Here is a 15,337-nt window from a genome sequence, read left to right as displayed (position 1 = left end):
GGTCGCGCATACGACGGTCGAGCTTCGCGATCTCCAGGTCGACGATCTCGATGATCTCGTCCTGGGAGAGCTGCGGGAACACGATCGTGTCGTCGCCGACAAGCTCGACCAGCGACGAGCGCCCTAGAAGGTCCAGCGCTGCGCCTCCGCGCCGGAGCAGCCGCGGATCTCCAGCCGCTGCCCGTCGTGCAGGGGGGTGCCCCCGACCGCCGTCAGGCACTTACCCGACTGCGGGTTGACGAGCGCCCGGGCGGCGGACTGGTACGTCCAGCTCTGAGCACCCGTGCCGTTACAGGTCCACAGCTGCACGACGGCGCCGTCGGCGGTGCTGCCGCCCGAGATGTCCATGCACCTGCCCAGCGCGCTGATGGTCGAACCGGACCGGGTCCAGGACTGGGCGGCGTTGCCGCTGCAGTTCACGATCTGCAGCGGGTTGCCGTCGTGCGAGTCGGCCCAGGGGACGTCCACGCACATACCGTTCGCCGCGTGCACCGGGCTGGTGCCCTGCGGTAGGGCCGACCCGTCGTCCCCGCCGCCGTCGTCGCCCCCGCCGCCGTCAGAACCGGCGATCGGCGTCGCGGCACCCTGGAACGGGTCGAGCTGCATGTAGGCCGCCGTGGGGTTGCCGTCGTGCACCAGCGACTCCTGCGCCAGGACGTCGTCGAACGCGAAGCCGTAGGCCCGGCCGTTCGCCATCTGCTCGTGGATGTACTTGCTGTAGTAGTCGGTCACGGACTCCTGGTAGAAGTTCGACGTGTTCGTGCCGGGCTGGGTGGTGTTCGTCAGGAGGGTCGTGCGGTGAAAGCCTGCGCACAGCGTGCGGGCGATGGCGCCGATGTCGTTGTTCGGTGCCGCCAGATCCTTGTAGCAGCCGAAGATCGAGTCGCTCGACGGCTTACGGAACTCCGTGACGTAGGCGCCTGACGAGTCGGTGAACCGCATGACGCCGTTCTGCACGCGGCCGGTGAACCGGGCGGCGGGGTCGTACGAGTAGGGCGCGACGGTCAGGGGCTCGTTGGCGTACTTGGCCCACACCCGGTCGACGTAGCCGGCCATCATGTTCGGGTCCATCTGGCCGGTCTCGATCGCATGCCCGGGGGCGAGGACGCGCAGCAGGGAGCCGTCGGGAGCGTACTGCTCCAGGTTGCTCCAGCCGGGTGTGCTGTTCAGGGCGTTCACGACGTTGGTGTAGCCGTCGGGCTTCAGCATGCCGGTGCTGATCACCGAGCCGTCACCCTTCTGCAGGCCCGTCTGGTAGGGAGCGGAGAGGAAGTCGACCTGGGTGCTGTTGATCCACAGGCCGTCGTCGTTGAGCGTGAACTCCGTCCAGGCGAACAGCTTGTTGCGGTTCGGATCCTGCGGGTTCTGGACGGCCGGCTGGACGAGCCTGCCGTTGTTGACGATCTTGAACGACAGCTTGCTGCCGTACGAGAAGTACACCCGGCCGGACAGCTTGGGCAGCTGGATGGTCATCGACTGCCCGTCCCGCGGGCCGGCGATCGAGGCGTCGGGCGCGTCGACGGGCGTTCCGCCCACCGTCGGCCACTGGTGGAACGTGCCGGCCGCGTCGGACCAGCCGAGCCGGTCCTGGCCGGGAGTGCCGAGCACGTAGATGAAGACCTGGTCGCCGCGACCGGAGTCGTTGGTGATGGTCATGGGGATCGTGGCGGGGACGGCCGTGGCGGGCGGGGGCTGCGTGACGACGAGCGCCGTAGCGGTGACGGCGAACGCGCCGAACACGGCGACCGCCTTCAGGAGCCGGTGGAATCTGGGTCTGGTACGTGACATGGGGAGATCTCCTCGTATTCCGTTCGGTACGTCGTTGTACTTACTGGACTGTCAGCAGAACGGATATTAGTGAGGAATCCTGCCTATGTCACTAGCCGGACGAGATCTCGGTGCGGCGGCGAGTGTCCGGTTAGTCTCGTGGGAGTGGACCAGCCCTGGACCGGGCGCCGGTCGGCCGGCGCCGTCCTGACGCCGACCAGCCCAAGGAGGGGTCCGGATGGAGGCGATCGACAAGCCGCGCCACCGTAGTGTCGACATCGGTGGGCTGGAGATCTTCTACCGGGAGGCGGGGGCAGAAGGCCGGCCCTGCGTACTGCTGCTGCACGGCTTCCCGAGCTCCTCGCACAGCTTCCGGCACGCGCTCTCGCCGTTGGCGCGGGTGGGCCGTGTCATCGCTCCGGACCTCCCCGGGTTCGGGTTCTCCTCGGCGCCCGACGTGGACGAGTACGACTACACGTTCGCCAACCTGGCCGACACGGTCGAGGCGTTCCTCGAGCAGATCGGGGTCGACGAGTTCTTCGTCTACCTGCACGACTTCGGCGCCCCGGTCGGTTACCACCTCGCCACGCGGCACCCCGAGCGGGTCCTCGGGCTCATCGTGCAGAACGGCAACGCCCACGAGGACGGTCTGGGCAGCCAGTGGGACAGTGCCAAGGCGTACTGGGCGGACCCATCGGAGGCCAACCGCGCGCGGCTGCCCGAGTGGCTCAACTTCGAGGGCGTCCGCGACGAGTACGTGAGCGGGCTGCCGGAGCGGGTGCGGGTGCTCCAGCCACCCGAGCCGTGGCACCTGGACTGGGCGCGGATGACGCGGCCCGGGAATCTGGAGGCCCAGTTCCGGCTGTTCCGGGACTATGCGAACCACGTCGCCCGCTTCGGTGAGCTGGCCGACTACCACCGGACCCACCAGCCGCCGTGCCTCGTGCTCTGGGGTCGCCACGACGCCTACTTCGACCTGGCCGAGATCATGGGCTACGCGAGGGTGCTCGACCGGCTGGAGCTACACGTCTACGACGCCGGCCACATGCTGTTGGAGACCCACTCGCCGGAGTGCGCGGCGGTGATGGCGGCGTTCGTCAGGGACGTCACCGCCGGCACCGGCGTCGGCGGCCCGTTGTGAGCTGGTGGGTCCGGCGTCATCGGGTGCCGAACCGCAACATACGGGTTGGCCTGGGCGGCCTGCTGGTGTTGAACCGCAAGGTGCGGTGGGCTTGAGGGGCCTGCTGGCGCCGAACCGCAAGGTACGCGTGGGCTCGGGCGCCGAGCCGCAAGAAGCACGTGCCTGAACGCCCGGATCGACGTCTAGGTTTCGGCTCGGCACCCGGGGTGACCAGTAAGTTGCGGTTCGACGGCGGTGGCCGGCCGGGGTGACCAGTAACTTCCGGCTCGGCCCGGCTCGGCCCCGGGCCAGCTGACCCCCAGTTGGTCCCCCAGGAGTCCCGCACCGACACGTCGGGGCAGACGAAAGACCCCCCGACCCAGCGTTTCCGCTGGTCGGAGGGCCTTCTGACACGGTGGGCGATACTGGGATCGAACCAGTGACCTCTTCGGTGTGAACGAAGCGCGCTACCCCTGCGCCAATCGCCCGTGCTGCCCGCCCCGTAAGGCGTGCGTGGACGATATTAGCCTGCTTCGAGCGCGGATGCGAAATCCGAATCGCCCAGCCGGGTCAGGGATCGATCCGCTCGCGCATGTTCCGCTCGAACAGGTCACGCGCGGCGCTCGACAGCTCGCCGACCTCCAGGTCGGCGCCGTCCAGCCACACCGTCGGCTGCACGTTCCGCACCGATCCTGTCAGCAGCATCCGTGCCTCACCTGCGGCCACCTGGTCGAGCACCGTGAACGGCAGCTCGCCGTCCTTCGCCTCGCGCACGGGGAGGCCGTCCTCGGCGCCCCACTCGAGCAGCAGCTCGCGCGTGATGCCGGCCAGGCAGCCCACGCTGAGCGGGGGAGTGATGAGTTCGCCACCGATCTCGATGAACACGTTCGAGCCGGTGCCCTCGCACAGCTCGCCGCGCGTGTTCGCGAACACCGACTCGTCGCCGCCCTTGGCCAGCGCGTCCGCGAGCGCCACGACGTTCTCCGCGTAGGACGTCGTCTTGAGCCCCGCGACCGCGCTGTTCTCGTTGCGGGTCCAGGGGGAGCGCGCGGCACGTCCGGTGGGTACGACGACGGCGGGGCTCGCCGCCACGACCACGGTCTGCGGCCCGGCCGACCGGCCGGAGCCCAGCGGCCCGACGCCGTCGGTCACGGTGATGCGCAGGCGCCCGGCGTCGGGCGCGGCGGCGAGGACGGCGTCGACGCCACCGCGCACCTTGTGCAGGTCGAGGTCCGCCATCCCCATGCCGGCCGCCGACCGCTCCAGGCGGGCGAGATGTCGTGTCAGCGCGAACGCGTGCCCGCCGAGGACGGCGCACGTCTCGAAGACGCCGTCGCCGACAGTGATGCCGTGGTCGACCGCGCTGAGCGCGGCCTCGTCGGGCGCGACCATGCGCCCCTCTGTCCAGATGACCGTCATGACGTCCAGTCTGTCACCGGCGCAGGGTCACGTGGGTGACCTCGGGCGTGTGCCGCACGGAGGTCGAGGCGAACTCGATGGGCGGTACGCCGTCGAACACCCGGGTGCCCGCGCCGAGCGTGAACGGCACGACGTGCAGGCGCAGCTCGTCGACGTGTCCGGCGGCGAGGTACTCGTTGAGGGTGGTGGCCCCGCCGGTGATGGAGATGTCGCCGTCGCCCGCGGCGGCGCGGGCCTGCTCCAGCGCGCTCTCGATGCCGTCGGTGACGAAGTGGAACGTGGTGCCGCCCTCCATCGGGATGGGGTCGCGCGCGTGGTGGGTCAGGACGAAGACGGGCCCGTGGTACGGCGGGTCGTCGCCCCACCAGCCCTTCCAGTCCGGGTCCAGTGGCCCGCGGCCGGGGGTGAACATGTTGCGCCCCATGATGTACGCGCCCGCGCCGACGATGGCGTCCACCTCGGCCTGGTGCGCGTCCCCGTGCTCGAACATCCAGGTGTGCAGTCGTTCGCCGGCGAGCGGCCCGAAAGGATGCTCCAGGCTCTGGTCGTGCCCGGCGGAGTAGCCGTCGAGCGACACTGCCATATCTGCTTTGACGATTCCCATAGCGGTAGGACGACGGAGGCCGCCCCGACTCATCGGCCCGCGACTCACCGGCCCGCGACATCGGCCCCGGTCATCCGCGGGCGAGGCGCTCGATCTCCGTCACCGCGTTGTCGCCGAGCCGCCCCAGCTCGTTCCCCATGGACCCAGCGATGTGCGGTGTGAGCAGCACGTTCGGCAGGGTCCACAGCGGATGGTCCGCCGGCAGCGGCTCGGGCTCGGTGACGTCGAGGATCGCGTCGATCCGCCCGGTGGCGAGCTCGGCGACGAGCGCATCGGTGTCCACCAGGGCGCCGCGGGCGGTGTTGACGAGGGTGGCGCCGTCGGGCAAGAGGGCGAGCCGGCGCGCGTCGATCATCCGCTGTGTCTCGGGGACGTCGGGTGCGTGGACCGAGACCACCGTGCACGTGGCCATCAGCTCGTCGAGCTCGACCTTGTGCACACCCAGGTGCTGGGCGTCGTCGTCGGTCAGGTAGGGGTCGAAGACCGATACCGCCAGGTCGAACGGCTGCAGCAGCTCGATCGTCTGCCGGCCGATGCACGAGGCCCCGACGATGCCCACGCGGCGGCCGTGGTTCCCGGCCTGCGGGAAGGCCTGCTCCCGGTCGATGAAGGCGCGCCGCTCGGCGTAGAGCCGCGCGGCCGGCAGGGTCTGCTTGCCCGCGAGGAGGATGAGCGCGAGCGAGAGCTCGGCGACCGGGCGCCCGTTCGCGGCGCGGGCGTCGGTCAGCGTCATCCGGCGCTCGCGGGCCGCTGGGCCGAGCAGGTGCGTGACGTTCCCACCGGTGTGCACGACGGCGCCCAGCCGGGGAGCCGTCGCCAGCACGGTGTCGGTGAGGTGGTCGGCGCCCCAGCCGGTCACGAGCACGTCGCAGTGCTCCAGTGCCTTGGTCGCCGCTGGTGTGGTGAGCTCCTCGAGCACGTCCGGCCACACCTCGGCAACGGCCGCGAGCCGACGACGGGCGGCATCGTCGAAGAGCCGTTCCGCGAGCGCCGCCGGGCGCATGGTGAGCACGACGTTGAGTGGTTCCATCTCGACCTCCTTGTCCGGTGCACAGGATAACGTTGTCCTGGTCCGAGAGGAAGAGCGCAGCGGTTTGCAACCCGAAATGAGACAGGCGCTTGACAGCCTGGACCAGGACGCTAATCTGAGAACGTTTTCCTGCTTCGACCGCGACGCAGCTCAAGGACGAGTACTTCTCAAAGGAGAGAGCCATGATCAGATCACGTGCCCGCTGGGCGACCGCCGGGCTCGCCGTGACGGCGCTGACCAGCCTGAGCGCCTGCTCGGCCGACGCCTCGTCGGCCGGCGCGTCCGGCGACGCCGAACCTGCCGGCCCCGTCACCATCGAGGTCTGGGGCTGGAACGCCGAGACCGGCCAGCAGATCGTCGACACGTTCAACGAGGCGCAGGACGACGTCACGGTGGAGTACGTGCTGCAGGCCAGCAACGTCGCTACCCAGACGAACTTCCGCAACGCGATGGAGGCCGACTCGGGCGTCCCGTGCCTCGTCCAGGGCTTCGCGCCGCTGACCACCATGGTCGTCAACGGCTGGGCGCAGGACATCACCGAGCAGGTCGAGGGCTCCACCGACCTGTACAACGAGGGTGCGCTCTCGGCGGCCCAGGTCGACGGCCGGTACTACGGCCTGCCGACCGGGTCGGACGGCCAGTTCTACATGGTGAACCAGAAGACGTTCGACAAGTACGACGTCGAGGTCCCCACCACGTGGGACGAGTTCGTCGAGGCCGGCCGGGAGCTTGGGGCCCACGGCATCGACATCACCAACCTGGCCGGCGAGGACCCGAGCGGCCTGATGGCCCTGGCTCAGCAGGCGGGCGCCGAGTGGTTCACCATCGACGGCGACCAGTGGGTGGTCAACTTCACCGACGACGCCACGCTCGCCGCGGCCGACGTGTACCAGCCGCTCATCGACGAGGACCTGGTCTCCAACCAGACCTACATGGACCGGCCTGCCCTGTACAAGTACTTCGACTCGGGCAAGATGGCCTCCACGACCACGCAGTGGTGGTCGCTGACGGGCCTGCAGACCAACCTGCCCGACTCCGCGGGTGACTGGTCCGCGCACCCCATCCCGCAGTTCGCGGACGCGACCGAACCGGTGACACCCGGGCGCACGCTCCCGTCGTTCGTCCCCGAGGGCTGCGAGAACCCCGAGGCGGTCGTGGCCTACGCCGACTGGCTCACCACGCCGGAGGCGATCGAGGCCGGCCGAAACAAGGAGACCGGCGCGGTCAGCTTCCCGGTCCAGATCCCGGACGCGTCCGACTACGTGGAAGCGGTGATCCCCGAGGGCTTCTTCGTCGACGACAAGGTCGCCGGCGAGGAGATCCTCGCCGCCCAGGAACAGGTGATCGGCAAGTTCGAGCTCGGGCCGAACTACGACGCCTGGTTCCCCGAGCTGCAGGACCAGTGGGGCAAGGCCGTCGCGGGCGAGATCACGCTCGCGGAGGCGCTGACCGCTGTGCAGGACTTCGTCGCATCGGACCTCGACGACAAGGGCATCGCCTACACCGTTGCCGAGTGACCAGCTGACCTACGAAAGGAGGACGCGGATGTCCGTCCGTGCTCCGGAGTCCCGGCCGCTGTCCCGGCCGCTCATGAGCTGGCGCACCGCGCAGAGCCTCAAGGGTGCGTCGTTCACCCTCCCGTTCCTCGCAGGGTTCACGCTGTTCGTGATCGTCCCGGTGCTCATGGGGGTGCGCGAGAGCGTCTACACCACCCAGTCGTCAGGACTCGGCTTCGGCGGGCAGACCGTCGAGTTCGCCGGGCTGCGGAACTTCGCCACCGGCCTGGCCGACGGCGCGTTCTGGACCGGGATGTTCCGCGTCCTCCTCTACGCGATCGTGGTGGTGCCGCTCACGCAGGCGCTCGGCCTCGGCCTGGCGCTCGTGCTCGACGCCGCCCGGCGTCGTACCGCCGCACGCTTCCGCATCGCGCTCCTGCTGCCGTACATGGTGCCCGGCATCGTCGCCGCGATGATCTGGATCTACCAGTACAGCCCGACCGTCGGTCCGATCACGGGGTTCTTCGCGCTGTTCGGCCTGGACGTGAACTTCTTCGCGAGCTCGATGGTCTGGGTCTCGATGGGCAACCTCGCGGTCTGGAGCGCACTCGGCTTCACGATGCTCATCCTGTACGGAGCGCTCCAGTCGGTACCGCACGAGATCTTCGAGGCGGCCCGCATCGACGGGGCGTCCGAGCTGCGGATCGCCTGGTCCATCAAGGTCCCGTTCGTCCGCGGGTCGCTCGTGCTGACGTCGCTGCTGTCGATCATCGGCACCCTGCAGCTCTTCGACCAGCCGGTCCTGTTCCGCGCGGTCACACCCGAGACGATCACCCGGGACTTCACCCCCGCGATGATGATCTACGACCAGGCGTTCCAGGTCGGGAACCTGAACTACGCCACGGCCCTGTCGGTCATCCTCGCCGTCGTCGTCGGCATCGCCTCCGCGATCATCTACCGCTTCATGAACAAGGAGGAGTCATGAGCCACGCGACACTCGAACCGGCGACCCGGCAGGCCCCGCCGGCCAGGCGCCGCAGTCGGCCCGTGCCAGAGGCGCGCTCCGCGGCGGAGGCGCGCGGCTCGTCCCGCTGGGTGGTCCTGGGGGTGCTGGTCGCGCTCGGCCTGTACGCCGTCGGCCCGCTGTGGTGGCTGCTGGTGGCGGCCACCAAGAACCAGCGGGAGCTGTACACGACCAACGGCCTGTGGTTCGCGCAGTTCGACCTGTGGGACAACCTCGCCAACCTGTTCACCTACCAGGACGGCATCTTCACCCGCTGGCTGTGGAACACCGTGCTGTACTCGGGGCTGGGCTCGCTCGGGCTCACGCTGGTCGCACTCGCTGCCGGCTACGGCATCGCCAAGTACCGCTACCGCGGGCGCGGGCTGACGATGGGCCTGATCATCGCGTCCTTCCTGATCCCGGGCTCGCTGATGATCGTGCCGAGCTTCGTGCTGTTCGTGCAGCTCGGGCTGTACGACACGATCTGGGCGATGATCCTGCCCGGCATGTTCGGGTCGTTCTCCGTCTACCTGGCCAAGGTCTACGCCGAGGGCGCCGTGCCGACCGAGCTCATGGAGGCCGCGCGCATCGACGGCGCCGGCGAGTACCGGATGTTCTTCTCCATGGGGCTGCGGCTGCTCACCACCGCCGGCGCGACGATCTTCCTGCTGCACTTCGTGGCGAGCTGGAACGCGTTCATGTGGCCGCTGGTGTTCCTCAAGGGCGTCGAGAAGTGGCCCGTGATGCTCGGTCTGTACTCCTGGCTCCAGCGGGGCACCGACAGCACCGTCGACCTGACCAGCCTGGTCCTGACGGGCTCGCTCGTCTCGACCATCCCCATGGTCGTGCTCATGATCTCGATGCAGCGCTACTGGCGCTCGGGCGTGACGCTCGGGAGCCTGAAGTAGTGGCCGGCTCAGCCCCGCGGGGCAGCAGTCGACTCCCGCACCACCAGCTGCGGCGCCGTGACCGACGACGCCGCGTCGACGTCGCCGTCGATCACCTGCGACAGGAGGCCGAACGCCCGGGCGCCGAGGTCCTCGAAGTCCTGGTCCACCGTGGTCAGGGAGGGGCGCCACAGCGCGACGAGCGGCTGGTCGTCGAACCCGATCACGGAGATGTCGCCCGGGACGTCGACGCCGCGGTCGGTCAGCGCGCGCATGAGACCCAGCGCGATGTCGTCGTTGGCGCAGAAGACCGCGGTGACGTCGCTCATCCCGGCGATCCGCTCGCCCCAGCGGTAGCCGGCGCTCGCGTCCCAGTCGGCCCGCATGATCTGCGGGACCGGTGCCCCGGCGGCGCCCAGGGCCGCGCGCCAGCCGTCGGTGCGGCCCGAGTGCTTGCCCTCGGTGGGGCCCGCGATGTGGTGGACGGTCCGGTGGCCGAGGTGGAGCAAGTACTCGGTCGCCTGGCGCCCGGCGGTGCGCTCGTCGATCAGCGCCGCCGGGACATGACCGGTGCGGCGCGAGCCGCCACCGGCGACGACGACGGGCAGCCTCTCGGGCAGCGCCTTGGCGGCGTTGATGCCCGCGCGGTCGAACTCGAGCACGATCACCCCCGCCGTCGGCTGGGCCAGGGTGAGGTCGATGGCGGCGTGCACGTGCTCGGCGTCGCCGGACTCCACGACCGTGATCGACACCGTCATCCCCGCGCGGCGGGCGGCGGTCTCGACGCCCTGCAGCGTGCGGGCGTAGCCGTAGTTGGCGGTCGCCCCCGCGAGGACCGACACGAGCGTCCGCCGTCCGGAGCGCATCGAGCGGGCGGCGCCGTTCGGGCGGTACCCGAGGGTCTGCACCGCCTCGTTCACCCGCTGGGCGAGGTCGGGCGCCACGTACTTCGAGCCGTTCAGGACCCGGGAGACGGTGGGTACGGAGACTTCCGCCGCCTTGGCGACATCGGCGAGGACTGGGGCTCGGTACGGCTTCGGACTGGCCATGACCCGAAGCATACGACAGCTGATAACGTTTTCCCCACCCGAGGAGCTTGAGTGCCCACCCATCCGCACGCCCCACGAGGCGTCGCCGCACCATCAGGCGTTGCGCCACGAGGCGTCATCGCACCAGGACGACTCTTCGTCGACGACCAGGGCGCCGTCGCCCAGCTGCACGGCGTCGGCATCCAGAGGTTCGGGACGAGGTTCTACGCCTGGGGCGAGGACAAGACGAATGCCGGGACGTTCGGGGGAGTGGCCTGCTACTCGTCGCCCGACCTGGCGACCTGGACCGCGCACGGGCACGCCCTGGCGCCCTCGCCGGACATCCCCGACCTCGCTCCCGGGCGGGTCGTCGAGCGGCCGAAGGTGCTGCGCAACCCGGCCGGGAAGTACGTGATGTTCCTGCACGTCGAGTCGGCGGACTACGCCTACGCCCGGGTGGGGTGGGCGGTCGCCGACCGGCCAGAGGGCCCGTACACCTACCTGCGCAGCGAGCGCCCGCTCGGCAACATCAGCAGGGACATCGGCGTCTTCGTTGATCATGACGGCACTGACGACGACGGCACTGGGTACCTCCTGTCCGAGGACCGCGAGCACGGGCTGCACGTCTACCGGCTGTCCGCCGACTACCTGGCGGTCGAGGAGATCGTGGCGACCACGCTCACCCCGCCGAGCGACCATCCGGCGGGCCCGCACGGCTACGAGTCGCCGGCCCTGGTGAAGGTGGACGGCCTCTACTACCTGTTCGGCTCCGAGCTGACCGGGTGGTCTACGAACGACAACAAGGTGGCGACGGCGTCGTCGCCGGCGGGACCGTGGAGCGACTGGGCGGACTTCGCGCCGCCGGGCTCGGCCACCTACGACTCGCAGACCTCGACGATCGTGACCGTCCAGGGCTCGCAGCGCACGAGCTACGTCTACGTCGGCGACCGGTGGGACAAGGACGACCTGTTCCACTCCGCGCCCGTGTGGCTCCCGGTCCGGATCGCCGACGGCGCCGCCCGGCTCGAGTGGCGGGACACCTGGACCATCGACCCCCGGACCGGAGTCATCGCATGACCGTCACCCTTCCCGGTCTCGAGGACAGCACCGAGCAACGGCTCGAGTGGGGCAACGACGTGGTCCGCGTGGTGATCGCCCACGGCCCGCACACGGCGCCCCGCCTGGTGGCCCTGTGGCACACCGGCGAGGACCGCCCCGACCTCGACGGCCTGCGCCGCTCCGCGCTCCCGGTCCTGGAGGTGGCGGTGCTCGGCGACGGGCGGTCCGGCACCTCCGGCAAGCGGCACGTCGACGGCGCAGCGGCCCAGCGGATGCGGCTCACCGGTCCGCCGGAGGACAAGCGGGAGGGTCCCGTCCGGGAGCTCTTGCTGCACCTGGCCGACGCCGAGTCCGGCCTGCGCGCCACCGTGCACTACGAGCTCGCTGACGCGATCCCCGTGCTCCGGACCTGGGCCGAGCTGACGTCCGACCGCGAGCTGGTGCTCGACCACGTCACCACCGGCGTCGTCTCCGGGCTCGGGCACGCCGCCCGCTGGGAGACCGAGCTCGCCGTGTGGGAGGCGGCCAACCCGTGGAGCGGCGAGTTCCGCTGGCGCCGGTCCACGCTCGCCGAGCGCGGGCTGTACGACGTCGGCATGGTGCGGTTCGGCCAGGTCGGCTCGAAGAACCGGATCAGCCTCACCTCCACCGGCGCCTGGTCCACGTCCGAGCACCTGGCCATGGGCCTGGTCGAGGACACCCGCACCGGCCGCCTGCTCGCCTGGCAGGTCGAGACCAGCGGCGCCTGGCACGCCGAGCTCGGCGACCGGTACGACGACGTCTACCTCGCCGTCATGGGCCCGACGGCGCACGAGCACCACTGGGCCGGCCACCTCGACGCCACCACAGCGTTCACCAGCGTCCCGGTGAGCCTCGCCGTCGTCCCCGGCACACCCGACGGGCCCGAGGTGACCCTGGACGCCGTCGGCGCCGCGCTCACGGCGCACCGCCGTCGGACCCGGCGGCAGCACCCCGACCACGAGACGCTGCCGGTGGTCTACAACGACTTCCTCAACGCCCTCATGTCGGACCCCACCACCGAGCGCGAGCTGCCGCTGATCGAGGCGGCCGCCGACCTCGGCGCCGAGTACTACGTGATCGACGCCGGCTGGTACGACGACGAGCAGGGCGGCTGGTGGGACTCCGTCGGCCAGTGGGAGCCCTCGACCACCCGCTTCCCCGACGGCGGCCTGGGCGGCCTCATCGACCGGATCCGCGCCCTCGGCATGCAGCCGGGCCTCTGGCTCGAACCCGAGGTCGTCGGTGTGCGCAGCCCGGTCGCCCGCACGCTGCCCGACGCCGCGTTCTTCCAGCGCCACGGCCACCGCGTCACCGAGTGGGGCAGGCACCAGCTCGACCTGCGCCACCCCGCCGCACGCGAACACCTCGACACGGTGATCGACCGGCTCGTGAGCACGCTCGGCCTCGCCTACCTCAAGCTCGACCACAACATCGACATCGGCCCGGGGACCGACGCGGGGATCGGCGCGGCACCCGGTACCGGCCTGCTCGAGCACGGCCGCGCCTTCCTGGCCTGGGCGAGCGCGGTCATGGACCGCCACCCCGGCCTCGTGATCGAGGCGTGCGCGGCAGGCGGGTCCCGCACCGACCCGGCCAGCGGCAGCGTCTTTCCCGTCCAGTCCGTCACCGACCAGCAGGACTACCGCGCCACCCCGCCCATCGCCGCGGCCGCACCGCTGGCCCTCCCACCCGAGCAGACCGGCGTGTGGGCCTCCGTCGACGGCACCATGGACCGCGAGCAGCTCGCCTTCTCCCTCGTCACCGCGCTGCTCGCGCGCGTGCACCTGGCCGGCCGCGTCGACACGCTCGACGCCGCACAGCGCGCGGTGGTCCGGGAGGCGCTCGCGGCCTACCGGGCGATCCGCTCCGCCGTCGGCCGCTCGGTACCGGTGTGGCCGCTCGGCCTGCCCGGCTGGCGCGACCCCTGGATCGTCCAGGGCGCGCGCGACGGCGACCACCTCTACCTCGCGGTCTGGCGCAGGGGCGGCCAGGACGACGGCGCACCGGACACGTTGCGGGTGCCGCTGCCGTGCCGCGTCGCGGACGAGGCGGTCGAGGTGCTGTACCCGCGCTGGGGCGGCGAGTCGGTCACCGTCGCCGACGACGGCCGGGTGCTGGAGCTCAAGCTCCCGGCCCTGACGTCGGCGCGCCTGCTGCGGGTGCGGGTGGGCTCGTGAGCGGCCCGGTGCGCCGGGCGGTGAACCCGGTGGTGCGGGGCTTCGCCCCGGACCCGTCGGTGATCCGCGTCGGCGACTGGTACTACCTCGCGACGAGCTCGTTCGAGTGGTTCCCGACCATCCCCCTGTATCGCTCGCGCGACCTCGCGGAGTGGGAGCACGCCGGGGCCGTCGACAGCGCCGCCCCCGGCCGGTCGCTGCTCGGGGTGCCCGACTCGGGCGGGATCTGGGCGCCCGCCCTGAGCCACGCCGACGGCGTGTTCTGGGTCGTGTACTCGATAGTCCGCTCGGTCGGCACCCGGCACTACGACCTGGAGACCTACGTCTGTACCGCGCCCGACGTCGGCGGCCCGTGGTCGACGCCGGTGCGGCTGCCCGGCCACGGGTTCGACCCGTCCCTGCTGCACCACGAGGGGCGGCACTACCTGCTGAACCTGCAGAACGACTCCCGGGTGGGCGGACGGCGGTTCGACGGCATAGTGCTCACCGAGCTGGACCTCACCGAGCTGCCCGGCGGCCGGGTCCGTGCGGTCGGGCCGACCCGGCTGCTGCTGCAGCGCGACGAGCTGGTCGAGGGGCCGAAGATCACCGTCGAGGGCGGCTGGTTCTACCTGCTGCTCGCCCAGGGCGGCACCGGCGTCGAGCACGGGGTGCTCGTCGCGCGCAGCCGCTCGCTGACCGGCCCGTACGAGGTGGACGACGTCCCGCTGCTCACCTCGCGCGACGACCCGGCGGTCCCGCTGCAGAAGGCCGGGCACGGCGAGCTCGTCGAGACGCCGTCGGGGGAGTGGTACCTGACGCACCTGGCATCCCGGCCGGTGCCGACGCCGGCCGGCCCGCGCAATACGCTCGGCCGGGAGACGGCGGTCCAGCGTGTGGTCTGGGCCGACGGCTGGCCACGGCTCGCGCAGGGTGGCTGGCACCCGGCCACCGAGGTGGAGGTGCCGGACGTCGGGGCCGCCGTGCCCGACCCGCGCGGCGGGTTCGACGTCGCTCCCGGGTGGCCCTGGTCGACACTGCGTGAGCCGCCTGGGGACTGGGTCGAGTCCGTTCCGGGTCGGCCGGCCACACTCCGGCTGCGCGGCCGGATGTCCGCCGAGTCGCTGTGGCAGCAGTCCCTCCTGGCGCAGCGCCTGACCGAGCACCGTGCCGACGTCGAGGTGACCGTCGACGCCGAGCCCACCACGTTCACCCGGTCGGCCGGGCTGGTGCTCTGGTACGACACGACGTCCTACTACCAGCTCCACGTGACCTGGGCCGAGCCAGAGGGTGAGCCGCAGGCGGGCCAGCAGTGGGCCGGTGACCAGGGTCGCCGCGTGCTGGTCCTCACCCACGGGCACCCCGACGGTGCCCGGGTGCTGGCGACCGTCGATCTTGCGGACGGGCCGATCCGGTTGCGCGCGCAGATCGACGGTGCGACGGCGCGGTTGTCCTCGGCGTCGGCCTCCGCGCACGGCAGCGGGCCATGGGCGCAGGTGGGACCGGACGTGGACTTCAGCGAGCTGTCCGACGACTTCGGCCAGCGCCTGCGGTTCACCGGCGCATTCGTGGGGATCAGCGTGATCGACCTGGTCGACGGCGCTTTCACCGCCGACTTCTCCGACTGGGTACTGCGGCCCTGACTCGGCGTATTGCCGGAAAACTGATCTTTACTTTCCGGCGAGCCCTGTCGTGCGTCATGGCACGTTTCGATGGCCGAGCGTCGACGGGAGGGCGCCTTGCTCAC

Annotated in this window: 12 protein-coding genes and 1 tRNA gene; 7 read left to right on the top strand and 6 right to left on the bottom strand. The window is 70.9% G+C overall.

The window, feature by feature from the left end:
• Window positions 1-123: 123 nt before the first annotated feature.
• A complete protein-coding gene (locus AB0F40_RS25490; RefSeq protein WP_357474543.1) occupies window positions 124-1,788 on the bottom strand; it encodes a beta-1,3-glucanase family protein in 1,665 nt (554 codons plus the stop codon).
• Between the two features lie 217 nt (window positions 1,789-2,005).
• Here AB0F40_RS25490 and AB0F40_RS25485 point away from each other — a divergent pair, with 217 nt between their 5' ends.
• Complete coding sequence (locus AB0F40_RS25485; RefSeq protein ID WP_357474540.1) at window positions 2,006-2,908, top strand: alpha/beta fold hydrolase; 903 nt, start codon at window positions 2,006-2,008, stop codon at window positions 2,906-2,908.
• Between the two features lie 395 nt (window positions 2,909-3,303).
• Here AB0F40_RS25485 and AB0F40_RS25480 read toward each other — a convergent pair.
• The 4 genes from AB0F40_RS25480 to AB0F40_RS25465 all read right to left on the bottom strand — a co-directional run bounded on the left by AB0F40_RS25480 (window position 3,304) and on the right by AB0F40_RS25465 (window position 5,940).
• Window positions 3,304-3,375 (bottom strand) — tRNA-Val (locus AB0F40_RS25480).
• A gap of 82 nt (window positions 3,376-3,457) precedes the next feature.
• Window positions 3,458-4,306, bottom strand: a complete 849-nt coding sequence (locus tag AB0F40_RS25475; RefSeq protein ID WP_357474538.1) for an aminotransferase class IV — start codon at window positions 4,304-4,306, stop codon at window positions 3,458-3,460.
• Window positions 4,307-4,319: 13 nt separating this feature from the next.
• Window positions 4,320-4,910, bottom strand: a complete 591-nt coding sequence (locus AB0F40_RS25470) for a dihydrofolate reductase family protein (RefSeq protein WP_357474535.1) — start codon at window positions 4,908-4,910, stop codon at window positions 4,320-4,322.
• Window positions 4,911-4,980: 70 nt separating this feature from the next.
• A complete protein-coding gene (locus AB0F40_RS25465; RefSeq protein ID WP_357474532.1) occupies window positions 4,981-5,940 on the bottom strand; it encodes a hydroxyacid dehydrogenase in 960 nt (319 codons plus the stop codon).
• Between the two features lie 182 nt (window positions 5,941-6,122).
• Here AB0F40_RS25465 and AB0F40_RS25460 point away from each other — a divergent pair, with 182 nt between their 5' ends.
• Genes AB0F40_RS25460 through AB0F40_RS25450 form a run of 3 tightly spaced genes read left to right on the top strand, consistent with a single transcriptional unit; the run spans window position 6,123 to window position 9,347 of the window.
• A complete protein-coding gene (locus AB0F40_RS25460) occupies window positions 6,123-7,457 on the top strand; it encodes an extracellular solute-binding protein (RefSeq protein ID WP_357474529.1) in 1,335 nt (444 codons plus the stop codon).
• A gap of 28 nt (window positions 7,458-7,485) precedes the next feature.
• Window positions 7,486-8,421 carry a sugar ABC transporter permease gene (locus tag AB0F40_RS25455; protein WP_357474526.1) on the top strand — a complete coding sequence of 312 codons (936 nt, stop codon included), beginning with the start codon at window positions 7,486-7,488 and terminating at the stop codon, window positions 8,419-8,421.
• Window positions 8,418-9,347: a carbohydrate ABC transporter permease gene (locus AB0F40_RS25450; RefSeq protein WP_357474523.1), complete on the top strand. Its 930-nt coding sequence runs from the start codon at window positions 8,418-8,420 to the stop codon at window positions 9,345-9,347. The genes AB0F40_RS25455 and AB0F40_RS25450 overlap by 4 nt, the downstream gene beginning before the upstream one ends.
• Before the next feature lie 8 nt (window positions 9,348-9,355).
• On the opposite strand, the gene AB0F40_RS25445 is transcribed toward AB0F40_RS25450, so the two are convergent.
• Window positions 9,356-10,375, bottom strand: a complete 1,020-nt coding sequence (locus AB0F40_RS25445) for a substrate-binding domain-containing protein (protein WP_357474520.1) — start codon at window positions 10,373-10,375, stop codon at window positions 9,356-9,358.
• 51 nt (window positions 10,376-10,426) lie between these two features.
• On the opposite strand from AB0F40_RS25445, the gene AB0F40_RS25440 reads away from it, so the two are divergent.
• The 3 genes from AB0F40_RS25440 to AB0F40_RS25430 are packed head-to-tail and all read left to right on the top strand — an operon-like array spanning window position 10,427 to window position 15,233.
• Window positions 10,427-11,431 (top strand): family 43 glycosylhydrolase, encoded by a 1,005-nt coding sequence (locus tag AB0F40_RS25440; RefSeq protein ID WP_357474517.1) that lies wholly within the window; start codon window positions 10,427-10,429, stop codon window positions 11,429-11,431.
• The gene (locus AB0F40_RS25435; protein WP_357474515.1) at window positions 11,428-13,611 is read left to right on the top strand and encodes an alpha-galactosidase; all 2,184 of its coding nucleotides are present in this window, start codon (window positions 11,428-11,430) and stop codon (window positions 13,609-13,611) included. Before AB0F40_RS25440 ends, AB0F40_RS25435 begins: the two co-directional genes overlap by 4 nt.
• Window positions 13,608-15,233: a family 43 glycosylhydrolase gene (locus AB0F40_RS25430; protein ID WP_357474512.1), complete on the top strand. Its 1,626-nt coding sequence runs from the start codon at window positions 13,608-13,610 to the stop codon at window positions 15,231-15,233. Before AB0F40_RS25435 ends, AB0F40_RS25430 begins: the two co-directional genes overlap by 4 nt.
• The last annotated feature ends 104 nt before the right edge of the window (window positions 15,234-15,337 follow it).

Origin of the sequence: Promicromonospora sp. NPDC023987 (genome assembly GCF_040639055.1) — a bacterium.
Classification (GTDB): Bacteria; Actinomycetota; Actinomycetes; order Actinomycetales; family Cellulomonadaceae; genus Promicromonospora.
The sequence above is the reverse complement of the archived record's forward strand: the minus strand, read 5'-3'. Positions and strand labels throughout refer to the sequence as shown.

Bases quoted from the DNA above. Each gene is read 5' to 3' on its own strand.
- AB0F40_RS25490 (WP_357474543.1), bottom strand. From the start codon at position 1,788: ATGTCACGTACCAGACCCAGATTCCACCGGCTCCTGAAGGCGGTCGCC.
- AB0F40_RS25485 (WP_357474540.1), top strand. From the start codon at position 2,006: ATGGAGGCGATCGACAAGCCGCGCCACCGTAGTGTCGACATCGGTGGG.
- AB0F40_RS25475 (WP_357474538.1), bottom strand. From the start codon at position 4,306: ATGACGGTCATCTGGACAGAGGGGCGCATGGTCGCGCCCGACGAGGCC.
- AB0F40_RS25470 (WP_357474535.1), bottom strand. From the start codon at position 4,910: ATGGGAATCGTCAAAGCAGATATGGCAGTGTCGCTCGACGGCTACTCC.
- AB0F40_RS25465 (WP_357474532.1), bottom strand. From the start codon at position 5,940: ATGGAACCACTCAACGTCGTGCTCACCATGCGCCCGGCGGCGCTCGCG.
- AB0F40_RS25460 (WP_357474529.1), top strand. From the start codon at position 6,123: ATGATCAGATCACGTGCCCGCTGGGCGACCGCCGGGCTCGCCGTGACG.
- AB0F40_RS25455 (WP_357474526.1), top strand. From the start codon at position 7,486: ATGTCCGTCCGTGCTCCGGAGTCCCGGCCGCTGTCCCGGCCGCTCATG.
- AB0F40_RS25450 (WP_357474523.1), top strand. From the start codon at position 8,418: ATGAGCCACGCGACACTCGAACCGGCGACCCGGCAGGCCCCGCCGGCC.
- AB0F40_RS25445 (WP_357474520.1), bottom strand. From the start codon at position 10,375: ATGGCCAGTCCGAAGCCGTACCGAGCCCCAGTCCTCGCCGATGTCGCC.
- AB0F40_RS25435 (WP_357474515.1), top strand. From the start codon at position 11,428: ATGACCGTCACCCTTCCCGGTCTCGAGGACAGCACCGAGCAACGGCTC.